Origin of the sequence: Roseimaritima sediminicola, assembly GCF_009618275.1 — a bacterium.
GTDB classification, from domain to species: domain Bacteria; phylum Planctomycetota; class Planctomycetia; order Pirellulales; family Pirellulaceae; genus Roseimaritima; species Roseimaritima sediminicola.
Window position 1 is genome coordinate 114986 of record NZ_WIAD01000002.1, and the last position, 20510, is coordinate 135495.

Sequence of the window (20510 nt, forward strand, 5' to 3'; positions counted from 1 at the left end):
CTCGGCAGGGTTGGGGAAAGGCGGGCCAGTCAGAGGAAAGTTGATTGTAATCGCTGCGCAGGGGCCATGGTGCCCAGTCGTTCGACAGCCGAGCTTCTACCTCGGATTGGCATTCGAGGCTATCAACTGCCATCGCTTCGCGATTCAGCGCCGCTAACATCAGCCGCAACGCGCTAGCGTACGGTTCCCTCCGCAGCCGCAACGCGCTAGCGTACGGTTCCCTCCGCAGCCGCAACGCGCTAGCGTACGGTTCCCTCCGCCGCGTCCAAAACCGGCACGGTCGCGCCCGGCCTCAGCCCGCGCTCGTCTCGGCTGAAGACAGCCGAGCTACTTTAAGCCTCGTTTGCGTCAGCGCAAGCCCCGCGGTCCAGCGCTTCGCGGCTGATCGTTGGCGGTGCGCGCCGGCGACCACAACGCCTCGAAGCTTCGGCTACACTAAAGAACCCACCGCTGGACGCGTCGCCAGCCGAATCCCCACCCGAAACTAGCTCCTCTCCGACTTATGAAAACTCTGTCCTACGCGCTGTGGATGTGGTTGTTGTGCCCGAACGACTACGCTTTGGCCGTGTTGGCTTCGCAAACGTACGCCCAAACGATTCGCCAATCCCAGCCGGTCCCTTACTGGCGACTGCACGACGGTAACCGTAACGGGTCCCGTGACGGAGGCCGCAACGATAACTTTGCTAACTTCCAGGGCATCATCGACGAGGTCGCGGTTTACGATCGCCCGCCGGCCCGCGAAGAAGCCAAAACGCACTTTGTCGCCGCCGGAACAAAACCGACCGCCGCAAAACCGACCGCCGGAACAAAACCGACCGCCGCAAACCCAAATCCGTCGCGCGAACTTCGGCCGACCGCCGCGGAAGACTCCTTGAAAGCAATCCACGTGCGAGATGGTTTCGAGGTCCAGTTGGTCGCCAGTGAGCCGCTGGTTCGAGATCCTGTGGCCATCGACTGGGGCCTCGACGGCCGATTGTGGGTCGTGGAGATGGCGGACTATCCGTTGGGCATCGATGGCCAAGGCAAGCCCGGTGGGCGCATCCGCGTGCTGGAAGACGAAGACGGCGACGGCCGCTACGATTCGGCGACACTATTCGCTCAAGACCTCAGTTTCCCCAACGGAATCCTGGTCTGGGGCGATGGCGTGCTGGTAACGGCCGCGCCCGAGATTCTGTATCTGGAAGACAGTACCGGCGACGGCAAGGCCGACATCCGCCGCAGCGTGTTCAGCGGGTTTTTGGAGGGTAACCAACAGTTGCGTGTCAACGGCCTGCGGTGGGGACTGGATAACTGGGTTCACTGCGCCAGCGGCAGCCACCATTCGGGGTACGGCAAAGGCAACCAGATCACGTCGGTGCTGACCGGCCGTGCCACCCGTATCGGTAGCCGCGACTTTCGCATCCGGCCCGACCGGGGCGACATCGATCCGCAGAGCGGACCTTCGCAATACGGTCGCAACCGCGACGACTGGGGCAACTGGTTCGGCGTCCAGAACAGCCTTCCGCTGTGGCACTATGTGTTGGCCGATCACGACATCCGTCGCAATCCTCACTTCGCCCCGCCCGACCCCAAGCGACAGGTGGTAACGCCCAGCAACCCGCCCGTTTATCCGGCGGCACAGCTGCAGAAACGCTTCCACAGCTTTGACCAATCCGGCCGCTTCACCTCCGCGTGTTCGGCGATCATCTATCGCGACGAGGTGTTGTTCCCGCGGGTCGATGGCCAACAGCACGCCTTCACCTGCGAGCCGTTTCACAACCTGGTCCAGCACAACATTCTCAGCGACGACGGAGTCAGTTTCCGCTTTCACCGCGATCCGGCGGAGGCAGACTTTGATTTCTTCGCCAGCGAGGACCGCTGGTGTCGTCCGGTGATGGCCCGAACCGGCCCCGACGGCGCGCTGTGGATCGTGGATATGTACCGCTACATGATCGAACATCCGCACTGGTTGCCGCAGAACGGCAAAGATGAACTTCGGCCGCATTACCGCCTGGGTGAAAACCATGGCCGCATCTATCGCGTCGTGCCGAAAGGGCAAACGCTCACCTCGCCGCGGCTTGCCGCGTCGACGAGCGGCTTGCTCGATGCGCTGAAAAGCTCCAATGGATGGCAGCGCGACGCGGCCCAGCAACGACTGGTTCGCGGCAAAGATCCCCAGCAACATGCCGGCGTTGTGGTGCAGATCGAAGCGTTGGCAACCAGGGGCGAAACGCCGCTCCAGCGGCTGCAGGCGCTGTGCACGCTCGATGGCATGCAGCGCCTGCGCACCGGCGTTCTACAGCAGGCCCTGCAGGATCCGCACGCCGGCGTCCGCCGCCAAGCCGTCAGGCTGGCGGCACTGTACCCGGTCGACGTAACGCAGCTCGCCTCGCTCGTCAACGACCCCAACGCCAAAGTGCGGCTGCAGTTGGCGGCGACGCTGGGCGCCTACGACGACCCGCTGGCGGCGGAGTGTTTGGCCCGGTTGGCGGCCGCTTCCGCCGACCAGCCGTACATCCTGGCGAACGTAATGAGCTCGCTTAATCGACGTAACATTGCGGCGGTGCTGACGGCGGCGATTGCGATGCCGGCCGAAGCAAACGCCTCGCAAACGTCGCAGCGCCGCGTGCAACAGCACCTGTTTGCACAGGTCGCCGCTCTGGGTGACGCCACGGCCATCGGACAAGTCGTAGAGCGAATCTGCTCCGCCGCCAACCGGACGATAGAACCTTGGCAGATGGCCGGACTGGCCGAGCTCTTGGACGGCTTGGCAAAGCGCAAGTTCTCGCTGACGCAGTTGACTGCCGAGCAACAGCAATTGATCGACCAAACCATCGAAGCGGCCCGGTCGGCCGTTTCGGCCAGGGCCGAGCAATTGCATCCTTCCACGGCCGCCGCGCTGCGGTTGTTGCTGCGGCAGGATGAAGCGTACCAGGACGATCTGCGGCGATTGGCGGACCTGTTGACTCCCCAGTCGGCGGTCTCGCTGCAGTTGGCGGTCGTCGATCGCCTGGCCCAAAAGGACGATCCGCAGATCGCCGACGTGTTGCTGACGCCCTGGCGTTCCTACGGCCCTTCGCTGCGGGCCCGCGTGCTGGATGTGCTGGCCAGCCGTACGCAGTGGAATTCCGCCTTGCTGGCAGCGGTGGTTGCCGAACGGGTTTCCAGCGGCGAAATTAGCCCCTCGATGCGAGAGCGTTTGTTGGCGACCAAAGACGCGGCGCTGCGTGCCGCTTGGACCGAAGCCTTCACCGCGTCGACCAGTCCGGATCGGAAAGCGGTGCTGGAGCAATACCAGTCGGTGTTGACCTTGGAGGGCGACATCGATCGCGGACGCAAAGTATTTGCAGCCAGCTGTGCAGCCTGTCACAAGTTCGGCAACGTCGGGCACCACATCGGCCCCGACCTGGCCTCGATCACCGACAAACGGCCACAAACCCTGCTGGCCAACTTGCTCGATCCCAGTGCCGAAGTCGAAGCACGCTACTTGACCTATATCGTCGTTACCGTCGATGGCCGCGTCCATAACGGTTTGTTGGCAACCGAAACGGGCAGCAGTATCACGCTGCTATCCAACGAAGGCAAACGCGAAACCATCCTGCGATCGGAGATCGAGGAATTGCGTGCTTCCGGAAAATCGCTGATGCCCGAGGGGCTGGAAAAAGATCTCTCGCCTCAAGCGATCGCCGACGTGATCGCTTTGCTGAACGAGAAACCCTGACGACGACCACGATCGCTAACCCACCTTACCTTTTGTTACTCCTTCCCGATGCAGAGAACCAGAATGAACCGCTCGCTTTGTCATTCATCCACGTCCATGCTGCTTTTGTTGGCATTGGTTTGGATGAGTCCCACAGTTCCCACGACCCACGCCGAAGTGCCGGACGGTTTCACGCCGTTGTTCAACGGCACCGATCTGACGGGCTGGAAGGGGTTGGTCGGCAATCCCAAGTCGCGAGCCGCGATGTCGGCCGACGAGCTCGCCGCGGCACAAAAAACAGCCGACCAGCGCATGCGTGCGCACTGGAGCGTCGTCGATGGCGTGCTGCAGTTCGACGGCCAGGGCGACAGCCTGTGCACCGCGAAGGACTACGGCGACTTTGAAATGTACGTCGACTGGAAGATCCTCGAAGGCGGCGACAGCGGAATCTATCTGCGAGGCAGCCCCCAGGTACAGATCTGGGACACCGAATATCCAGACTACTTTCGGCACGGGGCCGAGAACGGTTCGGGATCGCTGTGGAACAACAAAGACAACCCACGTTTTCCGCTGGTCAAAGCCGACAAGCCGGTGGGTCAGTGGAACACGTTTTTCATCCGCATGGTCGGGGAGAGAGCAACCATCAAACTGAATGGGCAACTGGTTGCCGACAACGTCGTTCTGGAAAACCTCTGGGACCGCGATCTGCCGATCTACCCCCGCGGCCAAATCGAATTGCAAAACCACGGCAACACGCTGTACTTTCGCAACCTGTATATCCGCGAAATCCCCGCCTCAGAAGCCAACGAAATCCTGGCCTCGGAGTCTGCGGAAAAGTTTGAAACCGTTTTTAACGGACGTGACTTCACGGGTTGGAGCGGCGCTCTAGAAAACGCTGAAATCGTCGACGGGGCGATTCTGTGGAAACAGGGCAAAGCCGGCGTCATCCATACCGACAAACAGTACACCGATTTTGTCGCCCGCGTGGAATTCAAACTTCCGCCGGCCGGTAACAACGGTCTGGCGCTACGTTACAGCGGCAAAGGCACGGCGCACCAGGGCGGGCTGGAACTGCAGGTGCTGGATTCCGAACACCCCAAGTACGCCAAACTGGATCCGCGTCAGTACCACGGTTCGGCCTATGGTCTGGTGCCGGCCCACCGCGGTTACCTGCGGCCGACCGGCCAGTGGAATTTCCAGCAGGTCACCATGCGGGGATCGAATCTGAAGGTCGAATTGAACGGAACCACGATCCTGGATGCCGACCTTTCGGAAGTGAAAGAATCGAAGGATGGTCCGGTGAATCCGAATGCGCTGCGCAAGACGGGTCACTTTGGCTTTGGCGGACACAGTGATCCGGTTGCGTTTCGCAATGTCTCGATTCGCGAACTGCCGGGCGAACCCGCTTCGCCGCCCACTCGCGAGACGGCGATCAGCCCCACCGATGGCCCGATCGAACTGTTCAACGGCCGCAACCTGGAAGGCTTCTATCCTTGGCTGCGAGATTCGCAGTACGCCGACCCCAAGAAGATTTTTACCGTCAGCGACGGCCTGCTGCGCATCTCTGGCGACGGCTATGGCGGCTTGATTACCAATGAACGATACCGCGATTACCACTTGGTTCTGGAATTCAAGTGGGGCGAGAAAACCTGGGGCGATCGAGAGGATCGCGCCCGCGATTCCGGCTTGTTGGTGCACGCTTGGGGACCCGACGGCGGATTCTGGAACACCTGGCCGGCATCGATCGAAGCGCAGATCATCGAAGGCGGCGTCGGAGACATTCTGGTGTTAAGTGGCGAGGATCCGGAAACCGGTCAAGCGTATCCCGTTTCCTTAACGGTGGAGGTCGGCAAAGACCGTGACGGTGAGAAAGTTTGGCAAAAGGGAGCCGAACGCGTGACGCTGTCCAGAGGCCGCATCAACTGGTTCGACCGCGACGAGGACTGGGCCGACAAAGTGGACTTCCGCGGTAAGCACGATGTGGAAAGCCCGTTCGGCGAGTGGACGCGGATGGAAGTCATCGCCGACGGTGGCCACTTGCTGTACAAGGTCAACGGCGTGGTCGTCAACGAAGGCTTCGAAGCCTCGCCCGATGCAGGCCGCTTGGTCCTGCAGACCGAGCAGGCCGAAATGTTCGTTCGCAAGTTCGAACTGTGGCCCCTGGGCGAAGCTCCGGCGACCGATGCGGACGCCGCGTCTGAGCCAGCGGAAGCCCCGGCGGCAGAATAAATCGCCAGCGTTATGGGGTCGCGTTTATTTGCCCCAGTCCTGGGGTAAATGCAGTGACCAGACTTCGTTGCTGAGTGGTTTGGCGTGGCCTCCCGCCACGAAAATTCGGTCCTTGAACACATAAGCCGAATGCTCGTGGCGGGCTTTCCAAACCACGTCGCTGTCCAGCCGTGTCCAGTCGCGACCATTTTGCGAATGCCAGACATCGTCGTGGTTCGTCGAACCCGGTTGCGACCATCCGCCCAGAACCCACATCCGGTCGCGGTACACGACCGACGAGAACCATAGCCGGGCGGCCCACGGGGCCGCATCGGTTTCTTTTCGCCACCGAACGCCATCGGCAGAGCTCCAGACATCATTGAAAGCCTGGTATTGCGGGACATAGTTGCCGCCGCCCATGACATAGATGCGGTCGTTCAAAACGACCGCCTGGTGGTAGGCTCGCGGAGCCCAGGGAGCCTGGGCGGTTGCCAATTCCCAGGAGCGGCCGTCTGCCGAAGACCAAACGTCGTTCTTGAGGCTGTCCGCGTCGCCAAAATAATAATTCTCGCTGCCGCCCAGGATCCATATCCGGCCGCGGAACTCGACCACCGCGGCGGCCAATCGCGGTGACCACCCCGCCGCCGCGGTTTCCTGAGTCCACTGCCTGCCGTCGGTGCTGGACCACACGGCGTTGCTGGCCGAATGGCCCTCGAGTCGTCCGTTGTACCAGCCGCCCATGAACCACATCCGCTGGTCGAACGTGATCGACATGGACAGGTCGCTGTGCAGCCACGGCGCTTCCGGGGTGACCTGTTCCCAGTGGCGACCGTCCGCCGAACTCCATACGTCGCGCGGGGGAGCTTCGTAGGAATTGAACCAGCCTCCGAACAACCACAACCGATCGTTGAAAACCACCTCGCCCTGCGAGTCGCGAGCCTGCCAGCCGGCCTCAGGCGTGACGAGTTGCCAGTCGTAAGGCTCCGCGGCCAGAGCCTGGGAACAGCCCACGGGCAAAGCGACAACCGCCGCCAGCAAACAGGCCAGAAGGAGCTTCGCCGCGATATTCTGTGTCAAACGCATCGGTCTCGCCAATCAGTAGGGTAAGCAAATCGTGGGTGTCGCCGTACCGTTGATAACCTACTAAACTTTGCGCCCGAAATGTTCTTTCCCACCAAGCGAAGTGATATGCGACGATTCAAATGTTTGTTGATCGTTCTGTGCGTCTTGCCTCTGACGTGCTTGACGCCTCTGACCTGTTTGCATGCGGAAGAGGTCAGGGTGATGACCTTTAATGTCTGGAATGGCGGAGACAGTGGCGGTCAACCGCTGGAACAGACGGTCGAAGCGATCCGTCAATCACGGGCCGATATCGTGGGGATGCAAGAGACGCATGGACGCGAAGTCGACGGCGTACGCCCCGATCATGGCCGACGCATCGCACAGATGCTGGGGTGGAACTACGTCGATCAGGGCGGACGGACCGCGATCCTGTCCCGGTTTCCGCTCGGTGCGACCACCAAACGGAAGTGGGGCGTCGAAGTCGAATACGCACCCGGCGAAACGTTGTTGTTTTTCAACGCACACTTTCCCGCCTCGCCGTACCAACCCTACCAGTTACTAAATATCCCCTACGGGAATGCTCCGTTTATCAGCACCGAATCGGAAGCCATCCAGTGGGCCGAGCGTTCTCGCGGGCCACAGGTGCAGCGTTTGCTGGCGGAGATCCAACAAGCGGTGGCCAGCGGGCGGCAAATCGTCCTGACCGGTGACTTCAATGAACCCTCCTTTCAAGACTGGACGGAGCGAGCCGCGGCGGCGGGTGTCTGTCCTTTGAAGGTCCGCTTTCCGGCCACCCGGCGGATTACCGACGCCGGACTGCGAGACGCATGGCGGGTGGCGCACCCCGACGAAGTCGCTCGGCCGGGCTGGACGTGGACGCCGCTGACCAGCCCAGACGATCCTGACGATCGACACGACCGCATCGACTTTGTCTTCGTCGGGCCGCACGGCATCGCGGTCACGGCCTGCCAGCGCGTCGGGGAACCGGAGAACTCCGAAATCGTTGTCCGGCCCTGGCCCTCGGATCACCGGGCGGTGTTGGCTACGTTGAACCTCGCGACGGAAGAATAAGCACGGCTCGGCGGGTCAGGCTACTTTTTACCGGCCGACTCGGCCAAGACCTGTTGGGCTTCCTGCTGGTCGATGTCCCGGACGAAAATGTTTCGCCAGCGGATTTCGCCGCCATGCGTCTGCAACATGATCGGGCCGGTGGCGGGCAGTGGCTGGTCGCGGTCCCAGAAGTTTTCCATGACCGCTCCGTCGACGACCAGTTTGCCGTTCAGCCAAACCCAAGTGCGGTCGCCGATCTGCCGAATTCGAAATTGATTCCACTGGCCGAACGGTTTGTCGGCCAGGACCAAAGGATGACGTCCCGCTTTGCCAGGCGAGTTATTGAACAGGCCGCCGGAACCGAGGTGCGGCTTGCGTGTCGGCCGCTTGGGATCATAAACCTGATTCCAGTCCCAGATTTGGACCTGCGGTGTGCCTCTTAGATAGATGCCACTGTCGGCTTTGGCGACCGTTTTATAATCGACCAACAGTTCGATGTCTCCGAATGCTTCTTCGGTCGTTGCGTAGGGTCCATGCCCATCGTTGACCAGTTCACCGTCCTCGACGCGCCAGTGCTCGGCGAATTCGTCTCGCTGCTTCTTCAGGTTCGCAGCTTTCTTCTCGCCGGTCAGCTTTGCCGCAGCGTGGGGATTCAATCCGTACCAGCCCGTCAGGTCCTGGCCATTGAACAGGGCCCGAAAACCTTCCGGCGGCACGGGGTCGGCTGCGGTCCCGGCGGTGGGCGAAAGCGTGGCGGTGAAGATAACAAGTGCAATCAGAACACAAGAACGATTCATGATGCTCGAACTCAGAAAGAGGACTACAGGCGGGAAGCAACCTGCCACGGGGGGATGAACTGGCAGGCCGCACATGGTTGGCTTACAAATATAACGACCCCGCATACCATCGTCAGAAGGAAGCCGTGGAAATTATGACAGAAGCAACTCCCGGGCTGCGAAACGCCCGATGCACCACCGGCCTGTTGATTCTGTGCGTCTTGTGTGGGACGTCGACCGCGTTGGTGCAAACTGCCGGAGCGCAGAACGAGACCCCACACAGTCAGGCCACGCCGAACGAGGTGGTGCTGGCGTCGGCCGGGCAAGCAAAAATCCCGGTGAGGGTTCGCGAACATGCGGATCCGCAAATTGTGGAAGCGGCGACGGAACTGGCGGAACAACTGAGCCGCATCAGCGGCGCATCGTTCCGCGTGGAAACGATCACGCCGCCGGCCACCGCAAACACACCGGGCATCGTGGTGGGATTAGTAGGCGACGTCCAAGACGTGCCTTTCGACGTGACCCTGCCCGCGCAATCCGGAAGCCCGGATCAGTACCTGCTGCGAACCACCGCCGATGGACTGTACCTGCTGGGCACCACTGCGGAGGCTGTCCAGTGCGCGGTCTGGGATCTGTTGCACCGCCTGGGATACCGGCAGTACTTCCTGACCGACACCTGGGAAGTCGTTCCGCAAACGTCGCATCTGACGGTCGCCGTCAATGTCGTCGAGCAACCCGATTTTGTGACTCGGCAGGCGCCGCGCGGCGCACCCTGGTCCGATACCCAGCTGTGGAACCGGTGGCGGAAACGCAATCGGATGAACGCTTCTTTCTCGCTGAGCACGGGACACGCCTACGGTGGCATCGTCCGCCGGAATCGAGAAACCTTCGAACAACATCCGGAATACTTTGCCCTGGTTGACGGCCAGCGGCGAAACGGGGCCAACGCAAAGTTTTGTATCAGCAACGCAGGTTTGCGAGAGCTGGTGGTTGCCGATGCAGTGCGGCAGATCAAAGCGGATCCGCAGCGCGACAGTTTGTCGGTGGATCCGTCGGACGGCGGTGGCTGGTGCGAATGCCAAGCCTGTGCGGCGATGGGCAGTGTCAGCGACCGCGCGGTCACGCTGGCCAATGAGACGGCCACGGCGATCAACTCGCTGGGAGCGGGCGAAAAGTACGTGGGAATGTACGCCTACAACGATCACAGCCCGCCGCCGAGTATCGAGGTGCATCCGCACGTCGTGATCAGTGTGGCGACCGCCTTTATTCGCGGCGGGTACTCGGTCGAGGAACTGGTTTCGGGCTGGCAGCGGCAGGGCGCGACGTTGGGCATCCGTGATTACCACGACGTGTTTGCCTGGAGCCACGACCTTCCCCGAAAAGCTCGCGGCGGCAATCTCGATTACTTGACCCGCACCGTCGCGTATTTCTACGACCACGGTGCGCGGTTCATGAACTCCGAAAACATGGACAGCTGGGGCGCCAATGGATTGGGGTACTGGTTGACGCCACAGATGCTGTGGGATGTCGACAACACGCAGCGCGTCGATACGCTGGTTGACGATTTTCTGGACCGCGCGTTCGGGGCGGCTCGCAAACCGATGGGTGAGTTTTATCGTTTGCTGAATCGCGACCACGACGCGGTCCGTTCGCATCAGGACGTGGTCGCCAGGATGTATCGCCGCTTGGCCGAGGCCCGCGAATTAAACGAGGATGCGGCCGTCGACGCACGGCTGGATGATTTGATCCTCTACACGCGTTACCTGGAACTGTACGGCCAGTACCGCAGCGCCGACGGACCGCCCCGCCAACAGGCGTTCGAGCAGGTTTGGCGGCATGCCTACCGGATGCGTGACCGCATGATGTTGTCGACCGTCGCCCTGTGCGATCGAGATCGGTTTCGCGATTCCCGCGTGCAGGTCCCCGAAGATCCCAGCGACTGGCAGAGCAGCGAACCGTTCACAGCCGCGGAGATCGCCGAAATCCTCTCGGCGGGCATCGCCGCCAACGAGCCCACGGTGTTGGATTTCGCAGCCAAACGCTACAGCGAAGATCTGGTGCCGGCCAGCGGGCTGGGGCTGTCGCCGGTTCCGCCTGGCCGTTACGACCCACGCGGACGCGGCCGACAACAGGTGTTCACTTGGTTGGCGGAGGATCAGCGAGAGGTTCGGCTGGACGTCACCGGGGGACTGATCGCGCACTACCGGGATCGCGGCAACGTTCGGTTCTGGTTGTACTCGCCCAAGGAAGCCACGCTGGAGGCCGTCGATGAAGACCGCAGCGTGCCACCGGACGGCCAGCCGCGGCAAGTCGTCTTGTCCAGCCCCTACAGTGGCCTGCATCGTTTGGAATGGAACGACGGCAGCGACATGACGCGAGTGGTTTTGCCGAAAGACCTGCCGGTGACGATTCGTTCGACACTGGAGGACCCGATGCGTCTGAGTGGACGTTGGGACCTGTATTTCTACGTGCCGCGGGGGACCAAGGTCGTCGGCGGCTATACGGACTCAACACGCGGCAGGTTGCTCGGTGGCGATAATCAGGTCGTCTTCGACTTCGGTACGATGCCGGCGGCCGGGTACTTCAGCGTGCCCGTCCCGGAGGGGCAAGATCGATCGTTTTGGAAATTCTCTAACTCCCGTGGCCGGCGGATGCTGATGACCGTCCCACCGTACCTGGCGCCCAGTGTCGAGAGCCTGCTGTTGCCGCGCGAAGTCGTCCAAGCGGATCGTTGACAGCCGATGCCACGAAAGTCGAGAACCATGCGAGTTCCCTGTGACCCCGACCACTGCATTCAGGTGCGCGGGGCCCGCGTCCACAACCTGAAGAACATCGACGTCGACTTGCCTCGCAACGCCCTGGTGGTGTTTACGGGGATTTCCGGTTCGGGCAAATCTTCGCTGGCATTCGGGACGTTGTTCGCCGAATCCCAACGCCGTTATCTGGATTCGGTGTCGCCCTATGCGCGGCGGTTGATCGATCAGGTGGACGAACCCGATATCGATGCCATCGACGGGTTGCCGCCGGCGGTGGCCCTGCAGCAGCATCGTGCGGTGCCCTCGGCGCGATCCTCGGTGGGCAGCGTGACCACGATTTCCAACGGGTTGCGGATGCTGTATTCCCGGGCGGGAACTTATCCACGTGGCCAGCGGATGTTGTATGCGGACGCCTTCTCGCCCAACACGCCCGAGGGAGCCTGTCCGCGCTGTCACGGGATCGGGCGAGTGTTTGAGGTCACCGAAGATCTGCTGGTTCCCGACGATACCAAGACGATTCGCGAGCGGGCGATCGCCGCGTGGCCGCCCGCCTGGCAGGGGCAAAACCTGCGTGACATCCTGGTGTCACTCGGTCACGACATCGACAAACCATGGCGCAAACTGCCGCGTAAAACCCGGGACTGGATTCTGTTTACCGACGAAACGCCCGTGGTGCCGGTCTATGCGGGTTACGACCTCAAACGAACGCAGGCGGCAATCGAAGCGGAGGAGTCGCCCAGTTACATGGGCACCTTTACCAGTGCCCGGCGTTATGTGCTGCACTCCTTCGCGACGACGCAGAGCCAACGCACCAAGAAACGCGTCTCACAGTTCATGCAGATCTCGGAATGTCCCGATTGCGAGGGCAAAAAGCTGAAGCGAGAATCGCTTTCGGTGAAGTTCGCCGGTCTGGACATCGGCCAGTTGTCGCAGTTGTCGTTGACCGAACTGGCCGACAAACTGCGTGATCCGGCCCATGCGGCGGCTCAAGAACGCGAGCTGCACCGCGAGAAAGCGATCGTTGCTCAGCGGATCGCCGACGACATTCTGGCCCGCGTCGAAGCGCTGACAATGTTGGGACTGGGATACCTGTCGCTGGAGCGGAGCACACCGACCCTGTCGCCGGGCGAGCTGCAACGGTTGCGGCTGGCCACGCAGATTCGTTCACAGCTGTTCGGTGTGGTCTACGTCCTGGACGAACCCTCGGCGGGACTGCATCCGGCCGACACCCAGGCCCTGCTGAGCGCACTGGACGAACTCAAAGACGCCGGCAATTCGTTGTTCGTCGTGGAGCACGACGTCCGCGTCATCAAGCATGCGGATTGGATCGTGGACATCGGCCCAGATGCGGGGACCCATGGCGGGGAAGTTCTTTATAACGGTCCGGTCAAAGGCCTTCGCAAAGTCAAGCATTCGCATACCGCGCGGTACCTGTTCGCCAAATCGAGGGCCGCGGAGCGCACGGTTCGCAAGCCCACGGGGTGGCTGAAACTCAAGGGCGTCGAGCGAAATAATTTGCGCGGACTGGATGCGGAATTCCCGCTGGGTGTGCTGACGACCGTGACCGGCGTGTCGGGGTCGGGAAAGTCCAGTCTGGTCAGTCAGGCTCTGGTCGAACTGGTCGGCGAGCGATTGGGACACAAGAAAACGGTGGAGCTGCCCAGCGACGAAGGCGATCTGCTGGAACGCGAGCTGGAGAGCGCGACGGGAGGTCGGATCGTGGCGGGAATCGAACAGGTCCGCCGACTGGTGACCGTCGACCAGAAACCCATCGGTCGCACTCCGCGTTCGAACCTGGCCACCTACACCGGTCTGTTCGATCACGTCCGGCGTTTGTTCGCGGCCACGCGCAAAGCCCGCTCGCGGCGCTACGACGTCGGCCGGTTCTCCTTCAATGTTGCCAAGGGACGCTGTGCCAACTGTGAAGGCGCCGGTTTTGTCAGTGTGGAGTTGTTGTTTTTGCCCAGTGTCTACACGCCCTGTCCGGTGTGTCAGGGCCGACGCTACAACGAGAAAACGCTGGAGGTGACGTATCGCGACAAAAACATCGCGGAAGTGCTGGACCTAACCGTGGAATCCGCTCGCGAGTTTTTCGAGGAGGATCCGCCGGTCCTGCGTTCGCTCGATGCGCTGCTGCAAGTCGGTCTCGGCTACCTGCGGCTCGGCCAGCCCGCCACCGAGCTGTCGGGTGGCGAAGCCCAGCGGATCAAACTGGCGACGGAACTGCAGCGCACCCAGCGTGGCGACACGCTGTACGTACTGGATGAACCCACCACCGGCCTGCATCCAGCGGACGTGGCGATGTTGATGAACCAGTTGAATGGGCTGGTCGACGCCGACAACACGGTCATCATGGTAGAACACGACATGCAGGTGGCCCGCACCAGCGACTGGATCATCGACATCGGTCCCGGAGCCGGCGACCAGGGCGGCGAGGTCGTCGCCGCGGGGCCGCCACAGACCGTCGCCAAATCCGAACGCAGTCGCACCGCCCCGTTTCTAACGTCGTGAGGATGTCGTTGGGTTACGGCTTCGCAGGTCGGAGGTCCGCGTCCGCAGCCTCTTGCTCACCCGTCTCGTCCGCCGGGGCGATGGCTTCGATTTGGCGGTGCACCGCGGCGACGATGTCGTTCTCGATGGCCGGCGCCCAGGTGGTCGGCAAACCGTAGTAGACCATCGCGCCGGCGCCTTCATAACCGCCTTCGGCCAGCACGCGTCGCGAGGGAATGTAGGCCATGACATCGTGACTGTAACCGGCCACCCACGTGCCGGGCTCGCCCAGTTCGAATTTCAGCCGCAGAGCATAGTCCACCACCACTTCGCCGCCGAGCCCGATCAGCCGCACGTCGTCGCCGATTCGCCAGACGCTGATCGGATAGGGATAGCTGGGCTCGAGCGGTTGGCCTCGGTCGATCTGTGCCAACAGCATCTGGGCACGCGCGGCGGCGTAGGGATTGTTCGCCTGAGCGTCCTGGCGGAGATGTTCGGTTGTCGGCAGGGGGCCCAGAGGCACGTCCGGCTCTTCATAGGACGTGGCCAGAGCGCCGCGAACCGGCGGCATCTCGGTGGTCAGCAGTACTTTGTCGACCGCCGTGGCCAGACGGCGTCCGTAGTGGCGAGCCAACCGGGTGGTGCGGCGAGGCAAGGGGTTCTGGTCCGCTCCGCACCCCGCGAAGAACAACGCCACGCACCCCGGGTGGCTCTCCTCGAGTTCCCGCTGGGCGAATCCCGGATAGTCGCCCGACCACTCGTAACTGCTCAGCACCGTGGCGTGACAGGCATAGCCGAACAGCACGGCCAACAACTGGCCGTCGGCATCACGGGCGGCCAGGACGGGCACGTCGTGGTCGACTGGCCCCTCTAGCGTGCCCGCCGTGCGGCGCTCCGGCACCGCGCCTTCGGGACGGTTCTCTCGGCGGTTCACCGCGAAATCCGCTCGACCGTGTCCCCACGACAACTCGCACGGTGCCAGCTTTTCGAGCGCGTCGCCGACCACGTCCAGGACGTCTTGTGTGAGCGTTTGCACCCAGTCGTCAATCGCTCGCTGCTGGGCTTCCGGCAGTCGCAGGTAGTGCAGCGGAGCCAGGTTGCGGCCGACCACCGGACCGGAATGCGTGTGCGAGCAACAGATTAGAACCTGATCCCGTGAAAACCCATAGCGCTCTGCCAGGGCCTCGCACAGGTCGACCGAAAGCGTGCGGTCGATGCCCACCAGGTCCAGCGTCAACACCAGCCCGCGTTGTCCCTGGGCGTCCTGCAGTACCAGTGCCTTGGCCCACAGCTCGGTCAGCTTGCCTTCGACCGGTCGATCTCGCGATCCGTAGCCGGCCATAAACAATTTTTCTTCAGGCGTGATCGCTACTTTTGCTGCGCCAGCCTGCCAGCCGTCACGAGCCGGTTCGGAAGGGTTGGCGAACGTCGGAGCGACAAAGCCCACCAGGACCAGAATCAATCCCAAGACGCAAACGCGGGACTTGCTTCGCAGCGGGGCGAGCTGTCGAGACGTTTGCGGTGCTCGCAGCGTCCGGGGGTGCGAAACGGGACAGGCCGACGGTTGATAACACGACATCGATTGAGGACTCCTGGAGGAACGAACGAATCGATACCAGGATAGGCGACCCGCCTCCCCTCGTGGGCGGCGAGCGGAGGCGGCAAAAAAATTGCGGCGTCGATCGAGTTCCGGATCGATCGCCAGCACGTTAGGCTAGGCTCCGCCCGAGAACCTAAGCCGAACGCGCGCCTCCGTAACTGGTGAACCATCGATGACTACCTCTGCATTGCCGGACCTGATCGAGAACGAATCCCAACTCGATGCGTTGCTTGCGCGGCCCAGCGATGCCTTGGTCGAACGGATGGGGTCGCTGGAAGGTGATCTGATCATCTGTGGCGTGGGCGGCAAGATGGGCGTCAGTCTTGCCCAATTGGCCCTCGCCGCGATTCGGCGTGCCGGGGTGCGCAAGACTGTCTACGGTGTATCTCGATTCTCCTCGCCGGAGGCCCGCCGGAAGCTCGATGCGATGGGCGTCAAGACGATTGCCTGCGACTTGCTGGACCGTACGGCTGTCGCCGCTTTGCCTCAGGTCGATCAGGTCGTCTACATGGCCGGCCGCAAATTCGGAACCGGCGATGCGCCGGCCTTGACCTGGGCGATGAACACCCTGGTTCCGGCCAACGTCGCCGACCATTTTCGTGCTTCGCGTATCGTCGCCTTCTCGACCGGTTGCGTTTATCCACTCGCTCGCGTCGGTGAGGCGCCCGACGAGACGGTCCCGCCTGCGCCGGTTGGCGAGTACGCTCAGTCCTGCCTGGGGCGGGAACGGATGTTTGAGTACGCCAGCGAAACATTCGGGACGCCCGTTTGCCTGTTCCGTTTAAATTATGCGATCGACTTGCGGTACGGCGTGCTGTTCGATATCGCCGACAAGGTCTGGAATGAGCAACCGGTTAACAATGGCGTGGAGGCCTTTAACGTGATCTGGCAGGGTGATGCCAATCAGCAGGCGCTGCTGTGCCTGGGTCAGTGCAGCAGCCCCGCCAATGTGATCAATGTCACCGGCCCCGAAACCCTGTACACCGAAGCGGTGGCTCGGCGGTTCGGCGAGCTATTCAACAAACCGGTTCGTTTTGCGACGACGCCGAGCCCGCTGGGATACTTGAGCGACAGCGGCCGCGCGACGGCGTTGTTCGGCGAGCCGTCGGTCACGGCCGACCAATTGATCCGGTGGCAGGCCCACTGGATTCGTTGTGGCGGCCGGTCGCTGGGTAAACCGACACATTTCGAAGTCAGCGATGGAGGTTATTGATTCCGTGCGTATTGAAGATCTGTCCGAGACCCTGTTGGCCGGCGTCCGTCGTGGAATGGTGATCCCGGCCCAGCCCCTGGCCTTGGATGCCCAGCGACGTTTAGATCCGCGCTATCAGACCGCCCTGACCCGCTACTATATCGACGCCGGCGCCGGTGGCATCGCCGTCGGCGTGCATACGACGCAGTTCGCGATTCGCGATCCCAACGTGGGATTGTTCCAGCCGGTGTTGCAGTTGGTCGCTCGCGAGATCGACGCGTATGCAGGAACCAAAGGACGAGAGATTTTCAAAGTTGCCGGGCTTTGTGGCGACACTTCGCAGGCGGTTGCCGAAGCGACGTTTGCGGTTTCGCAAGGCTACCATGCGGGACTATTAAGTCTGGCGGCGCTGGCCGGAGAAAGCGACGCACGGTTGCTGGCCCACTGCCGTGAGGTGGCCGAGGTGATGCCCGTGATCGGTTTCTATCTGCAGCCGGCCGTGGGAGGCCGCGTGTTGTCCTACGGTTTCTGGCGCGAGTTTGCCGAAATCGAGAACGTGATTGCAATCAAGATGGCACCGTTTAATCGTTATCAAACTCTCGATGTGGTCCGGGCGGTGTGCGACGCCGGACGCGAAGAAGCGATCACCCTGTATACCGGCAACGACGACAACATCATCGCGGATCTGATCACCGAGTATCGGATCGTGACCGCCGCTGGTCCTCGTTCGGTGCGCATTCGAGGCGGCCTGCTGGGGCACTGGAGCGTCTGGACACGAAGAGCGGTAGAGATGCTGGAACGGCTGCAGGCGCTGCCCGGCGCCGGCGGTGACATTCCGGCCGAGTGGCTCCGGCAGAACATCGAAGTCACCGACTGCAATGCCGCGTTCTTTGACGCGGCCAACCGGTTTGCGGGCTGCATTCCCGGAATCCACGAGGTTTTACGCCGACAAGGCCTGTTGCCCGGAACCTGGTGTCTGGATCCGGACGAAGTGCTCTCGCCGGGACAGGCCGAGGAAATCGACCGCGTCCTGGCCAGTTATCCCCATCTGAACGACGACGACTTCGTACGGGCTCATCTCTCGCAGTGGTTGGCTTGAACCCTGTGTCGATTCCCCAACCCCGCGGGAATAAATCTTTCGCCGCCCCCCTGACAACCCTCTCCCGTACGGCGTGAGGGTGATGCCCACATACACATTGCGGTGGGCTTAAGGGCGGCGCCTCACCCGAAACGATGCGCAAAGGGGGCGAGGGCGGCCGCGCAGGGGGCGGCTGGCTGGTTATATCGGGTGCGTCAGAAGTGGCATTGTGACTTGACCATTCGGTACTATCCAACCAAGATGACCGCGTCTTAACAATCCGTTTCACAAATCTTTACTATAGTTTTTTTAATGAGTCACAAATATCGCCCCACCCGAGGGGGTTTTACGCTTGTCGAACTACTGGTCGTTATCGCGATTATTGGAGTCTTGGTTGGGCTGCTGTTGCCGGCGGTCCAGGCCGCACGTGAAGCAGCGCGGCGAATGCAGTGCAGTAACAACCTAAAGCAAATGGGGTTGGCATTGCATAATTTTCACGACACGTTCAACGAATTTCCTGCTGGCTATGGTTTCAATAATGATGCCAATAAAGGCAGCTGGCGTAAGGCGTGGGGTTGGGGAGCCCGAATCCTGCCTTATATCGAGCAGGGCAATATGTATGACACCCTGGGCGTCGGCTCGCGGGAATTCAACGACGCGTTGCCGGGCAATGATTCCTCGACTTGGCCTGCTCTGGAGTTGGCCGCCATCCGAACCAACCTCCCGACATTCCGCTGCCCCAGCGACATCAGCCCAGATATCAATACCTCGGTCGATTTCTGCCATTCCGGTGGTCCCGATTCCACCAAGCCCGCCACAAGCAACTACATCGGTGTTTACGCCTACCAGTACTCCAACTGGAATCCCGGCGGAGCTCCGCCCTCGACCAATGGGATTTTTCAGCCGCAGAACGGATCTCGCATGGCTTCGGTCACCGACGGATTATCCAATACGTTCATGGTCGGCGAGCGTGGCTGGGCGCACCAGGCGGGATATTGGGTCGGTGTCGGAAACGTCAATAGCGAAGCGTCTTGGTCATCGCCCAAAGTGGTCGGGCGGAGCTTTATGCTGAAGTTGAACATGCCGCTGACCAGCCGATACTACTCCACATTTTCCAGTTACCATCCCGGTGGAGCTCAGTTTGTGTACGGCGACGGCAGTGTCCATTTCATCGCCGACACGATCGATTTCAACGACGGCCTGAAGACCGATGGTACCCCCCATCACTGGTCGACGCCCTTCAGCAACATCGACAAAACGACCCTCGGTCTGTGGCAACGACTGGGTTGCAAGAACGATGGCCAACCCGTTGAATCCCCGTAATGACTGTTAGCGAGCAACCCATGAAAATGAATCGAATGACAACCAGCTTGGTTGCGTCCAGTGTGTTACTGCTGGCGGTTGGCTGCGGGGATGGATTGTCCACCGCGGAAGGGACCGTGACCATCGACGGGAACCCGGCTGCCGAAGGTCTCTCCCTGCAGTTCACGCCGGTCGATGGCGGTGCCCCCTCGTACGGCAGGACCGACAGCTCGGGGCATTACGTTGCCCAGTTTACGTTTAACCGCGTGGGCATCGAGACCGGCGAGCACAGTGTCAAGCTGGTGCCCGGTGGTGGCGGCGCCGACAGTGGTCAGATGCCGGTCGTTGGCGCCGACGGCAAGGTGCAAGCACCTGCAAATCCCGCCGCAAATCTTCCTGCGGAGTACTACGAGGAAATCCAGCGGGTAACGATCGAACCGGGCAGCAATCAGGTGGACTTGGCTTTGGAAACCCAAGGCTAGGCTGTTCCAAAACCTCCATGGGCAACGCTATGACACGGACCGGTGGCATAGCGTTGCCGCGGTAACGCTCGACTTTTCAAGGGTCTTCTTACCTCTTCGCGCGTTCGCAGGTCTCGCCCATCCGCTGGACCGATACTTTTTTTCCCCCAGAACCGCCGATTTCGCTTGCAGGCGGTGAATACTGGCCCTATAACCGAACACTTGGGGTGGAAAAGCCCCGCAAGCGCTTTTCGGGTGCTGGCAGCCATCGGATGCCGGCATGCGGTCCCGCCGAGCAGTGACGCCCGGCTCTTTTCTTTAAATTTCTGGAATCGCTATGAGCAATGTAGATCTTGGGTGGATCGAACGATCGACCTGTAGGGTTTTGGGTGCGGTCTTATCGGTCGCGATGATCGCTTCGCTGGTCGGTTGCGGTGAGGACACCGGCGGACGCGTCCCTGTCGGCGGCACCGTAACGCTGGGTGGCGAAATGCTCGACCGCGGCACCATTGAATTCCATCCGGTTTCCAGCGGCACCATTACCGGGGGTACGATTCGCGATGGACGATTCGATATCCCGGCTACCAGCGGCGCTTTGCCCGGCAAGTACGAGGTACGGATTTTCTCCACTGACGTGGATGCTGAGGCGGTCGCGCAAGAAGTCCCCGAAGATGCCCCTCCAGGACCCGAATCCGAACGCCGCCCGTTGCAGCCTGAAAAGATCAACAAACGGTACAACATCGAATCCGAGCTGACCGCCGACATTCCAGAGGGCGGAACCAAGGAGTTGTCGTTCGACCTCGAAACCTGAGCCCTTCCAAGAAGCAACAAACGGCCCACGTTGCACCTCGCGCTG

The 20510-nt window shown here is 61.6% G+C and carries 13 protein-coding genes; 10 read left to right on the top strand and 3 right to left on the bottom strand.

Going from position 1 to position 20510, the window contains the following annotated elements; genetic code table 11:
* The first annotated feature begins 502 nt into the window (after positions 1-502).
* Together GE027_RS02100 and GE027_RS22995 are read left to right on the top strand one after the other, a co-directional pair.
* Positions 503-3700 carry a PVC-type heme-binding CxxCH protein gene (locus GE027_RS02100; RefSeq protein WP_153555518.1) on the top strand — a complete coding sequence of 1066 codons (3198 nt, stop codon included), beginning with the start codon at positions 503-505 and terminating at the stop codon, positions 3698-3700.
* A 123-nt stretch (positions 3701-3823) separates the two neighbouring features.
* Positions 3824-5908 carry a 3-keto-disaccharide hydrolase gene (locus tag GE027_RS22995; protein WP_237607181.1) on the top strand — a complete coding sequence of 695 codons (2085 nt, stop codon included), beginning with the start codon at positions 3824-3826 and terminating at the stop codon, positions 5906-5908.
* A 24-nt stretch (positions 5909-5932) separates the two neighbouring features.
* On the opposite strand, the gene GE027_RS02110 is transcribed toward GE027_RS22995, so the two are convergent.
* Positions 5933-6970, bottom strand: a complete 1038-nt coding sequence (locus GE027_RS02110) for a Kelch repeat-containing protein (RefSeq protein ID WP_153555519.1) — start codon at positions 6968-6970, stop codon at positions 5933-5935.
* Positions 6971-7075: 105 nt separating this feature from the next.
* On the opposite strand from GE027_RS02110, the gene GE027_RS02115 reads away from it, so the two are divergent.
* Positions 7076-8020 (top strand): endonuclease/exonuclease/phosphatase family protein, encoded by a 945-nt coding sequence (locus GE027_RS02115; RefSeq protein WP_162006539.1) that lies wholly within the window; start codon positions 7076-7078, stop codon positions 8018-8020.
* Positions 8021-8040: 20 nt separating this feature from the next.
* Here GE027_RS02115 and GE027_RS02120 read toward each other — a convergent pair whose 3' ends face one another.
* Complete coding sequence (locus GE027_RS02120; protein ID WP_153555521.1) at positions 8041-8796, bottom strand: 3-keto-disaccharide hydrolase; 756 nt, start codon at positions 8794-8796, stop codon at positions 8041-8043.
* 134 nt (positions 8797-8930) lie between these two features.
* Here GE027_RS02120 and GE027_RS02125 point away from each other — a divergent pair, with 134 nt between their 5' ends.
* Complete coding sequence (locus tag GE027_RS02125; protein WP_153555522.1) at positions 8931-11510, top strand: DUF4838 domain-containing protein; 2580 nt, start codon at positions 8931-8933, stop codon at positions 11508-11510.
* Between the two features lie 27 nt (positions 11511-11537).
* Entirely contained in the window at positions 11538-14042 is a 2505-nt protein-coding gene (gene uvrA / locus GE027_RS02130) for an excinuclease ABC subunit UvrA (protein WP_237607182.1), read from the top strand.
* A gap of 13 nt (positions 14043-14055) precedes the next feature.
* On the opposite strand, the gene GE027_RS02135 is transcribed toward uvrA, so the two are convergent.
* Positions 14056-15600, bottom strand: a complete 1545-nt coding sequence (locus GE027_RS02135; RefSeq protein ID WP_153555524.1) for a neutral/alkaline non-lysosomal ceramidase N-terminal domain-containing protein — start codon at positions 15598-15600, stop codon at positions 14056-14058.
* A gap of 193 nt (positions 15601-15793) precedes the next feature.
* Here GE027_RS02135 and GE027_RS02140 point away from each other — a divergent pair, with 193 nt between their 5' ends.
* The 5 genes from GE027_RS02140 (at position 15794) to GE027_RS02160 (ending at position 20465) form a co-directional block, all read left to right on the top strand.
* Positions 15794-16834 carry an NAD-dependent epimerase/dehydratase family protein gene (locus GE027_RS02140; RefSeq protein WP_153555525.1) on the top strand — a complete coding sequence of 347 codons (1041 nt, stop codon included), beginning with the start codon at positions 15794-15796 and terminating at the stop codon, positions 16832-16834.
* Positions 16835-16838: 4 nt separating this feature from the next.
* Positions 16839-17912 carry a dihydrodipicolinate synthase family protein gene (locus GE027_RS02145; RefSeq protein ID WP_153555526.1) on the top strand — a complete coding sequence of 358 codons (1074 nt, stop codon included), beginning with the start codon at positions 16839-16841 and terminating at the stop codon, positions 17910-17912.
* Between the two features lie 291 nt (positions 17913-18203).
* Positions 18204-19214, top strand: coding sequence for a DUF1559 domain-containing protein (locus tag GE027_RS02150; RefSeq protein WP_153555637.1), 1011 nt, complete (start codon positions 18204-18206; stop codon positions 19212-19214).
* A 35-nt stretch (positions 19215-19249) separates the two neighbouring features.
* Positions 19250-19675, top strand: a complete 426-nt coding sequence (locus tag GE027_RS02155) for a hypothetical protein (protein ID WP_153555527.1) — start codon at positions 19250-19252, stop codon at positions 19673-19675.
* Between the two features lie 388 nt (positions 19676-20063).
* Entirely contained in the window at positions 20064-20465 is a 402-nt protein-coding gene (locus GE027_RS02160) for a hypothetical protein (RefSeq protein WP_153555528.1), read from the top strand.
* Positions 20466-20510: the final 45 nt, after the last annotated feature.

Excerpts from the sequence above, each read along its gene's own strand:
- GE027_RS02120 (WP_153555521.1), bottom strand. The coding sequence starts at position 8,796 with ATGAATCGTTCTTGTGTTCTGATTGCACTTGTTATCTTCACCGCCACG.
- GE027_RS22995 (WP_237607181.1), top strand. The coding sequence starts at position 3,824 with ATGAGTCCCACAGTTCCCACGACCCACGCCGAAGTGCCGGACGGTTTC.
- uvrA (WP_237607182.1), top strand. The coding sequence starts at position 11,538 with ATGCGAGTTCCCTGTGACCCCGACCACTGCATTCAGGTGCGCGGGGCC.
- GE027_RS02155 (WP_153555527.1), top strand. The coding sequence starts at position 19,250 with ATGACAACCAGCTTGGTTGCGTCCAGTGTGTTACTGCTGGCGGTTGGC.
- GE027_RS02115 (WP_162006539.1), top strand. The coding sequence starts at position 7,076 with ATGCGACGATTCAAATGTTTGTTGATCGTTCTGTGCGTCTTGCCTCTG.
- GE027_RS02125 (WP_153555522.1), top strand. The coding sequence starts at position 8,931 with ATGACAGAAGCAACTCCCGGGCTGCGAAACGCCCGATGCACCACCGGC.
- GE027_RS02140 (WP_153555525.1), top strand. The coding sequence starts at position 15,794 with ATGACTACCTCTGCATTGCCGGACCTGATCGAGAACGAATCCCAACTC.
- GE027_RS02135 (WP_153555524.1), bottom strand. The coding sequence starts at position 15,600 with ATGTCGTGTTATCAACCGTCGGCCTGTCCCGTTTCGCACCCCCGGACG.
- GE027_RS02150 (WP_153555637.1), top strand. The coding sequence starts at position 18,204 with ATGAGTCACAAATATCGCCCCACCCGAGGGGGTTTTACGCTTGTCGAA.
- GE027_RS02160 (WP_153555528.1), top strand. The coding sequence starts at position 20,064 with ATGATCGCTTCGCTGGTCGGTTGCGGTGAGGACACCGGCGGACGCGTC.
- GE027_RS02100 (WP_153555518.1), top strand. The coding sequence starts at position 503 with ATGAAAACTCTGTCCTACGCGCTGTGGATGTGGTTGTTGTGCCCGAAC.
- GE027_RS02110 (WP_153555519.1), bottom strand. The coding sequence starts at position 6,970 with ATGCGTTTGACACAGAATATCGCGGCGAAGCTCCTTCTGGCCTGTTTG.